The sequence below is a fragment of the Prevotella sp. CAG:592 genome (genome assembly GCF_000436015.1).
Taxonomy (GTDB): Bacteria; Bacteroidota; Bacteroidia; order Bacteroidales; family Bacteroidaceae; genus Prevotella; species Prevotella pectinovora.
Genome location: NZ_FR892623.1, coordinates 118758 through 127507, shown reverse-complemented (window position 1 = coordinate 127507; position 8750 = coordinate 118758). Strand labels below are relative to the sequence as shown.

Genomic DNA, 8750 nt, shown 5'->3' with positions numbered 1-8750 from the left:
TTTCCCTTCTGCTGGAGGGTGCAGACACCTGCAGCAATGTGCAGGGAGGATTGCTTGCCGGCGACCATTTGGCTGTGATTTCTTGTAAGACAGCCGATGGGGAGCTATTTGCCAAATCGGTTCTCAACATAACATCCTTAATGGGTAAATGGACGAGCATAGACCGTCATTTCGTGATAGAAGAAGGTGGAGTGGTGACAGGCGACGACAGTGAGCCTAACCCGTACGTGGAGTGGAAGATAAACAATGGCAGACTGGTATTGAGCTCCGACACTTTCAGCGTATATGGTCTCGGCCCGGATTCTCTGCTGCTTGAAAACCAGAAGGGAATATATGCATATAAGAGAGATGTAAAGCAACATTAGCATATGGCAAGATTTCGTGTTCATATACTTGGCTGTGGCAGCGCACTGCCAAATTTAAAGCATAATACCACGGCACAGCTTGTTGAGGTGCACGACAAGTTTTTCATGGTGGACTGTGGTGAGGGCACCCAGCTGCAGCTGCGCAAGAGCCGTGTCCATTTCGGCAAGGTAAACGCCGTGTTCATCTCGCATCTGCATGGTGACCATTGTTTTGGACTGATGGGGCTTGTCTCTACTTTCGGATTGCTGGGGCGCACGGCTCCATTGCATATCTATGCACCGAAGGAGATGACGGAGCTGTTCGATCTGCAGAGACGTATGTTCTGCCAGACTTTCGAGTATGAATTGGTGTTCCATCCGTTGGAAACCACAAGGAGTGAAGTCGTATATGAGGATAAGAGTCTTACGGTGACCACTGTTCCTCTGTCTCATCGTGTGCCCTGTTGCGGATTCTTGTTTAAGGAGAAACCGCTGCAGCCACACCTCAACAGGGAAATGCTAGATTTCTATGAGATTCCGCGTAGCCAGTTCAATAATATCAAACAGGGGCAAGATTGGACGACCGCTGATGGCGAGACAATTCCGAACTCCCGTCTTGTCCTACCGGCAGACAAGCCTCTCTCGTATGCATTTTGTTCAGACACGCGCTATATGCCAGACCTTCACAAATTGGTATACGGTGTTGACGTGATTTATCATGAGTCTACTTATGGAGATAAAGATGCTGCCAATGCCCGCAAGTATTATCATTCCACTGCCTCAGAGGCTGCCCGTGTGGCATCCGATTCCTGTGCAGGACTCCTTCTTCTTGGCCATTATTCTTCTAAATATGCCGATGAGACCTGTCTTCTTGATGAGGCGTGCCGTGTTTTCCCCTCGGTGGTCCTGACCAATGAAATGGATGTTGTCGATGTGGCAAATAGGTGTAAAGTAGAGGAGTGACATATTGGCAAGTACGCGGAATGACGCTGTTTAATGAATTGTTTTCAACCGTTTTCAGCTAGTAAACCATTGGTTGTTGCCTGCTGAAACGGTTGTTTCTTGTATTCTGACAGGTACTTTGTTTTCCTTGCCCAGACATTTATGGGATGTTTAATGTCTTGTAAAAGATGTTTCCTGAACTGCGACACTTTGCCAACTGAACTCCTAGTCTCTTCTTGTCTGTTTATATAAACGTGTTGTTATTTTGATAGTTATATGTGTATATTAAAAATACTCGTTTGGGCATATTGGGGAGCAGTGGCATAGTTGTCGTAGTTGATTATTCCTTTCGCCTTCCTGTGTCTTTTTACTTCTTTTCCGTTCGGAAAGTTTCCAACATGCCAAACTTTAATCATAAAAATAAAGTTTCTTGATTATTCATTGTGACAGTCGGAAAAAAAATGTATATTTGCAAATAGAAATATTGTGGACGCACATGCCGTACGGCTTTCCGTCACTACATTGATATATATTGTAACTACAAAACCCTAATGGAGAATATAAGAAACTTTTGCATCATAGCACACATCGACCACGGCAAGTCTACACTTGCCGACAGGCTTTTGGAATATACCAATACCATCAAGATCGTTGAGGGACAGATGCTCGACAATATGGATCTTGAGAAGGAGCGAGGCATCACCATCAAGAGCCATGCCATTCAGATGGAATATAACCACGAAGGTAAGGACTATATACTGAATCTCATTGACACTCCGGGACACGTAGACTTTTCTTATGAGGTGTCGCGAAGCATTGCGGCATGCGAGGGGGCGCTACTCGTGGTAGATGCCACACAGGGAGTTCAGGCGCAGACTATCAGTAACTTGTATATGGCTATCGATCACGACCTCGAGATAATCCCGGTAATCAATAAGATTGACATGCCTTCGGCTATGCCGGAAGAGGTGGAAGACGAGATAATTGAACTTATCGGATGCGACAGGAAAGACATTCTCAGAGCTTCCGGAAAAACCGGAGAGGGAGTGGAGGATGTACTGAAGGCTGTAATAGAGCGCGTTCCACATCCCACAGGAGAGCCGGAGAAGCCCCTGCAGGCACTCATCTTCGACTCTGTATTCAATCCTTTCCGTGGCATTATTGCATACTTCAAGATAGAGAATGGAAAGATCAGCAAAGGCGACAAAGTGAAGTTCTATAACACAGGAATGGAATATACAGCCGACGAGGTAGGAGTGCTCAAGATGGATATGATTCCACGCAAGCAACTCTCTACAGGAGAGGTGGGATATATAATAAGCGGTATAAAAGACCCGACAGAGGTGAAGGTCGGTGATACCATAACCCATGTGGCGCGTCCGTGCGCCAAGGCCATAGATGGATTCCAGGAAGTGAAGCCGATGGTGTTTGCCGGTGTTTATCCTATCGACCCCTCAGAGTATGAGAACCTGCGCACGTCGCTTGAGAAACTGCAGCTCAACGATGCCTCATTGACCTTCCAACCAGAATCGTCGGTGGCCCTCGGATTCGGATTCAGATGTGGGTTCCTCGGACTGCTTCATATGGAGATTGTTCAGGAGCGGCTTGATAGAGAATTCAATATGGACGTGATTACTACCGTGCCAAACGTTTCATATATGGTATACGACAAGCACGGTGAATCAAAAGAAGTGCATAATCCATCGGGACTGCCCGATGCCACGATGATAGACCACATTGAGGAGCCTTATATCAAGGCGTCGATAATCACCGATACCAACTATATCGGTCCTATAATGAAACTCTGTCTCGACAAGCGAGGCGAATTGCTCAAGCAGGAGTATATCAGTGGAAATCGTGTGGACCTTCACTTCATGTTGCCATTGGGAGAGATTGTAATTGATTTCTACGACAAGCTGAAGAGCATCTCTAAAGGCTATGCCTCGTTCGACTACCATGTGGATTGTTACCGCCTGTCTAAGCTTGCTAAGCTCGATATCCTGCTCAACGGAGAACCGGTGGATGCATTGTCGACTCTCACCCATCAGGACAACGCAGTGGCTTTCGGCAGAAGGATATGCGAGAAACTCAAGGAACTGATACCTCGGCAGCAGTTTGATATTGCTATACAGGCTGCCATAGGAGCAAAGATCGTGGCGCGCGAGACAATCAAGTGCGTGCGTAAGGACGTAACGGCAAAATGCTATGGTGGAGACGTGAGCCGTAAACGCAAACTGCTCGAGAAACAGAAAAAGGGAAAGAAGCGCATGAAGCAGATCGGCAATGTGGAAGTGCCTCAAAAGGCATTCCTGGCAGTACTGAAACTCGACTGACGCCATGGATTCCTGGACTGGATGTGGAAAACCTGCAATGAAATAAGTATATAAACAAAATTAACAGGAGGGGAAGTCATCATGAAAGAACCAACCTTGACAAAGAGAGACATTGCCAGGGAACTGGCAAGAAGATACAGCACAATGGCACACGATGAGCTTGACATTTTGGAGAGTATTCTCGTGCCCATGAAGTTTGCACGTGGCGAAAAGGTGGTGGAATCTGGAGATGTGAGTGACGCCATCTATTATGTGGAGCGTGGCATGGTTCGCGAATTTTATTTCAAGAACAACAAGAGCGTGACTGAATATCTTGCTGCCGATGGCACTATAGTTATGAGTATCGAAAGCCTTTTCAGAGAGGAACCGTCAAAACTTGTCATCGAGGCCCTGGAGCCTACTCTCGTATATGCACTGCCCAAGAAAAGGCTCGAGGAGGTGGCGCTTCATAACGTGAACATACAGATTCTCTACAGGAAGATTCTGGAGGAGAGTCTCATAATATCGCAGCGCAGAGCAGACCTGTTGCGCTTTGAGAGTGCGAAGGACAGATATCTGAAACTTTGCAAACTTAATCCTAAGGTCATAATGAAAGCACCGCTTGTATATGTGGCAAGCTATTTGCAGATGACGCCGGAAACGTTGAGTCGTGTGCGCTCTGCTGTGGCGATGGAATGATAATTGTGATTTTAAAGAATAGTGTGAATGCGGATGCTAAGCCTGGTGTCAGGTTGGTATCCGCATTATTTAGTTATGGGAAAAGCCTACGACCAAGTATTAAAATACTACATTGAACGGCCTGATGACCGATTGGGACCGTTAAAAGGTATCAGCTCTCCCTCAGAAAGTCTAGAGCTTCGAAGACAAGTTCTTTAGAAGCCGTTTGGTTTATCCTCACTTCACCCACATCGGAGAGTAGCGTGAAGTTTATCATGTCGCCTGTGTTCTTCTTGTCGTGGAGCATCAGCGAGAATAGTTTGTCGTAGTCTTTGCATGAGAATTCGGGGCGTCCGTAGTTATCGAGTACAAACCTTGTCGTCTGTCTCATCTTCGTCGTAGGGAAGTTCAGCAGAGCGCAGCTAAGAAATAATTCTCCCACAAGTCCATAAGCTATGGCATAACCATGCAGTAGAGTCTTGCCTTTCTGCATAGCCAATGATTCCAAGGCGTGACCAATGGTGTGCCCCAGATTCAATGCCTTGCGGATGCCATTTTCGTGAGGGTCTTCAGTTACTATGCGCCTTTTCAGTTCTATACTGTCGGCTATCATCAACGAGAGTTCATTCAGGTCGAGTTTGTCAAAATCGAAAAGCAAGTGTCTCGCCCAGATTTTGTCGTCGCTTATCAAGCTGTGTTTCAGCATTTCGGCATATCCCGACAGAATGTTCTGATGGTCGAGAGTCTTAAGAAATATCGTATCAATGAAAACAGTATTCGCATCCTTGAACACGCCAATCTCGTTTTTCAGTCCGTTGAAGTTTATTCCTGTCTTTCCTCCTACAGAAGCGTCAACCATTGCCAGCAGGGTGGTGGGGACATTGATGAAGTCGATGCCCCTCTTGAAACATGACGCAGCAAAGCCTCCCAGATCGGTTATCATGCCTCCGCCAACATTCACCATACACGAATGTCGTGTGCAGCCGTTGTCGCTAAGTTCCCTCCACACGTGTACGGCTGATTCGAGAGTCTTGTTCGTGTCAGAGGCATCTATTGTGATGTGGTAGGCGTTGCGTGTTGCTTCGCAGCTGTTGATGATTGGCAGACAATGGAGGCGGGTGTTTTTGTCGGTAAATGTGAACACCTTGTCGTAGTTTCCTGAAACAAGAGCCTTTGTCAATTCATCAGCAATTTTGTGGGTTATAATGACCTGTTGCATTGTGATTTCTTTTATTGCCGTATTGAGAATATGTATGTTTGTACGTGCCGTTGGAATATGGTGGCACTCATTGCACTGAAAGTTCAGTAAATAATTGCAAAAATATGAAAATCTGTCGAGAAAATGAAAAAATCTTTGTTAATTGCCAAGCTTTGGGTTAAACATTTGCTTGCTTTGTGCGTCTATAACTAAATTTGAGTCAACACATGACATTTGTTTGGCCCTATGCCGCATATGAATGAAGTGTTGTATATCAGTTACACAGAGTTCTTCATTAATAAGTAATATACAATATTAAATATGAAAAGATTCAAGATGTTACTCCTTGCCATTCTTAGCGTAACGATGGTTATGGCACAGGAGATGAAAGTGGCGGGTACTCTTGTAGACCGTGACACTAAGGAAGGAGTGCTGATGGCTACAGTACAGTTACTGAAGAGCGACAGCACATTCGTAAAAGGAGTTCTCACTGATGACGCCGGCAATTTCAGCCTTTCCATTGAAGGTCCCGGCAAATACATACTGCGCTTCTCGAGTGTGGGCTACAATACTATAAGCAAATCTTTTGCTGTCAGTCAGACCCAACCAGAAGTCGACATGGGGAAAATCAGTTTTGGAGCTGACGCTGTGATGCTGAAAGGAGCCACAATCCTCGGACAGGCAGCCAAGGTGACGCTTAAGGAAGACACCTTCGTGTATAACGCTTCGGCATATCGCACACCTGAAGGCTCTGTAGTGGAAGAGCTTGTGAGAAAACTCCCTGGCGCACAGGTCGATGACGATGGAAAAATCACCATAAACGGAAAGGAAGTGAAGAAGATCCTTTTCGACGGAAAGGAGTTCATGAGTGGAGATACCAAGACCGCCATGAAAAACATACCAACGTCTATTATCGAAAAAGTAAAGGCATATGAAGAGAAGAGCGATCTCGCCAAAGTGACAGGCATCGATGACGGAGAGGAAGAGACTGTGCTTGACTTTGGAATAAAGAAAGGCATGAACAAGGGAGTGTTTGGTAATGCAGATCTATCTATTGGCAACCACGGCAGGTATGCCGAGAGACTGATGGGGGCTGGATTCCAGGAGAAGGTACGTATAATGGGATTCGGCAACGCCAACAATGTAAATGATGCCGGATTCCCGGGAGGTGGAGGCAGATGGAGAGCACCGATGCAAGGGTTAAACTCCAAGAAAATGGTTGCTTTCAACATGAATTATGAGGATAAAGGCAAACTGAAACTCGATGCCGGTGGCAGATGGAATCACTCAAACGGAGACCTGCAGCAGACACAGGCGGTGGAGAACTTCGTGAACAAGAGTGGTGCGTTCTCAAACAGCAATACTGCAAACCTCACGCGTGTCAATGGTTATGATGCGAGAGTCAAGATGGAATGGACACCAGACTCCATGACTAACATCATGTTCAGACCAACATTCTCATATTCCACTAATGACGCACAGACCAATGGAGTTTCGGCAACATTTCAGGACAACCCATATTCGTATGGAGACGATCCGCTGGCATCGCTCGACAGTATGGCTGAGCATGGAGTAATAGTGAACAGCAGACAGAACCGCAGCGTCTCATACACAGAGTCGAAAAAGGCGGGGGCAATGCTTCAGCTCAACAGAAAACTCGGCACCAAAGGACGCAACATCACACTTAGAGGTGACATGAGTTATGCCGATGGCAAGAGCAACAATCTATCATTGTCGAATGTTCATCTGTATCAGATAAAAGACATTTATGGAGCAGACTCCACATACCAGACTAACAGGTATAACGTCACTCCGACCAAGAACTTGCAGACGGAGCTGCAGTTCACTTACAGCGAACCGCTATGGCGAGGAGTATTTTTACAGCTCAGCTATAAGTTCACATACAATTTCAGAAAGAGCGACAGAACGACATACGATTTCAGTAGAGTGGACCAAGACTTTTTCGGCAACGTTATGTCGTCATATCGCAACTGGACAGACTATCTATCGCTCCTGAGCGGAAATCTAGGTGACTATTACGACAAGGAGCAGAGTCGTTATTCTGAATACAAGAATTACATACACGAAATGCAGTTGGGCGTGAAGGTGATGAAAAAGAAATACAACCTCAATGCCGGTGTAATGGTGCAACCACAGACATCAAAGTTCATTCAGGAGTATAGAGGCGTGAGCACCGACACTGTGAGAAATGTGGTCAACGTGTCGCCTACTTTCGAGTTCAAATATAAGTTCTCAAAGACTAGCACCCTCAAGATAAATTATCGAGGCACCACGGCGCAGCCGGAGATGGCAGACCTGCTCGACATAACAGATGACAGTGACCCACTGAACATTAAAAAGGGTAATCCAGGTCTGAAACCTTCGTTCACCAACAACTTCAGACTCTTCTACAACACCTACATACCTGGTCATCAGACTGCGGTGATGACATTCGTGAACTGGAGCAATACGAGAAATGCCGTGAGCAATGCCGTGACATACGACGAAACAACAGGTGGAAGGACAACGCGGCCGGAGAACATCAACGGCAACTGGAACACAATGGCTGCCCTGATGCTCAACACTTCGATAGATACTGTGGGAGTGTGGAACGTGAACACGTTTACTACGTTCAACTACAACAACTATGTGGGTTATCTCTATAGTCAAGACACACATGTCACGCAGAAGAACACCACGAGGACCACAAGTCTGTCAGAGAAACTTTCTTTCGGCTACAGAAAAGACTGGCTCGACGTAAGCCTCGATGGTTCGCTCAACTATATGCGCACCCGCAACCTGTTGCAGCAGGGCAGCAATCTTGACACATGGCAGTTCTCGTATGGAGCAAACCTCAATGTCTATCTGCCCTGGAACATGAGCATCACTACAGACCTGCACGAGAACTCCAGAAGAGGATACGATGCCGGAGCAAATACCAATGAACTGGTGTGGAACGCACAGGTAAGCCAAAGCTTCCTGAAGGGTAATGCACTGAGCGTGTCAATACAATTCTACGACATTCTGCAGAACATGAGCAACTTCTCAAGAACGGTGAACGCCATGCAACGTAGCGACACTTACTACAACAATATCAGTAGCTACGCCATGATACACGTTGTATACCGCTTCAACCTCTTCGGAGGCAGAGATGCCTTCAACAAGGATGGAAGGCCTAAGCACCCATCCGACATACCTCGTGGCGGATTTGGCGGACGGCCAGGAATGCCCCCATATGGAGGTTTCGGAGGAGGAAGACCACCTCATATGTTCTGA

General features: G+C 46.4%; 5 protein-coding genes and 1 pseudogene. 5 read left to right on the top strand and 1 reads right to left on the bottom strand.

Annotation, left to right across the window (positions count from 1 at the left end):
• The 4 genes and pseudogenes from QVO99_RS09320 to QVO99_RS09305 all read left to right on the top strand — a co-directional run.
• A pseudogene (locus tag QVO99_RS09320) lies at nt 1–365 on the top strand (hypothetical protein); the annotation flags it as partial.
• 3 nt (nt 366–368) lie between these two features.
• Nucleotides 369–1307 (top strand): ribonuclease Z, encoded by a 939-nt coding sequence (locus QVO99_RS09315; RefSeq protein ID WP_022317342.1) that lies wholly within the window; start codon nt 369–371, stop codon nt 1305–1307.
• A gap of 530 nt (nt 1308–1837) precedes the next feature.
• Nucleotides 1838–3619 carry a translation elongation factor 4 gene (lepA, locus tag QVO99_RS09310; protein ID WP_022317340.1) on the top strand — a complete coding sequence of 594 codons (1782 nt, stop codon included), beginning with the start codon at nt 1838–1840 and terminating at the stop codon, nt 3617–3619.
• An 81-nt stretch (nt 3620–3700) separates the two neighbouring features.
• Nucleotides 3701–4297 (top strand): Crp/Fnr family transcriptional regulator, encoded by a 597-nt coding sequence (locus tag QVO99_RS09305; RefSeq protein WP_022317339.1) that lies wholly within the window; start codon nt 3701–3703, stop codon nt 4295–4297.
• A 151-nt stretch (nt 4298–4448) separates the two neighbouring features.
• On the opposite strand, the gene aroB is transcribed toward QVO99_RS09305, so the two are convergent.
• Nucleotides 4449–5501 carry a 3-dehydroquinate synthase gene (gene aroB, locus QVO99_RS09300; protein WP_288177130.1) on the bottom strand — a complete coding sequence of 351 codons (1053 nt, stop codon included), beginning with the start codon at nt 5499–5501 and terminating at the stop codon, nt 4449–4451.
• A gap of 294 nt (nt 5502–5795) precedes the next feature.
• On the opposite strand from aroB, the gene QVO99_RS09295 reads away from it, so the two are divergent.
• The gene (locus QVO99_RS09295; RefSeq protein ID WP_044075122.1) at nt 5796–8750 is read left to right on the top strand and encodes an outer membrane beta-barrel protein; all 2955 of its coding nucleotides are present in this window, start codon (nt 5796–5798) and stop codon (nt 8748–8750) included.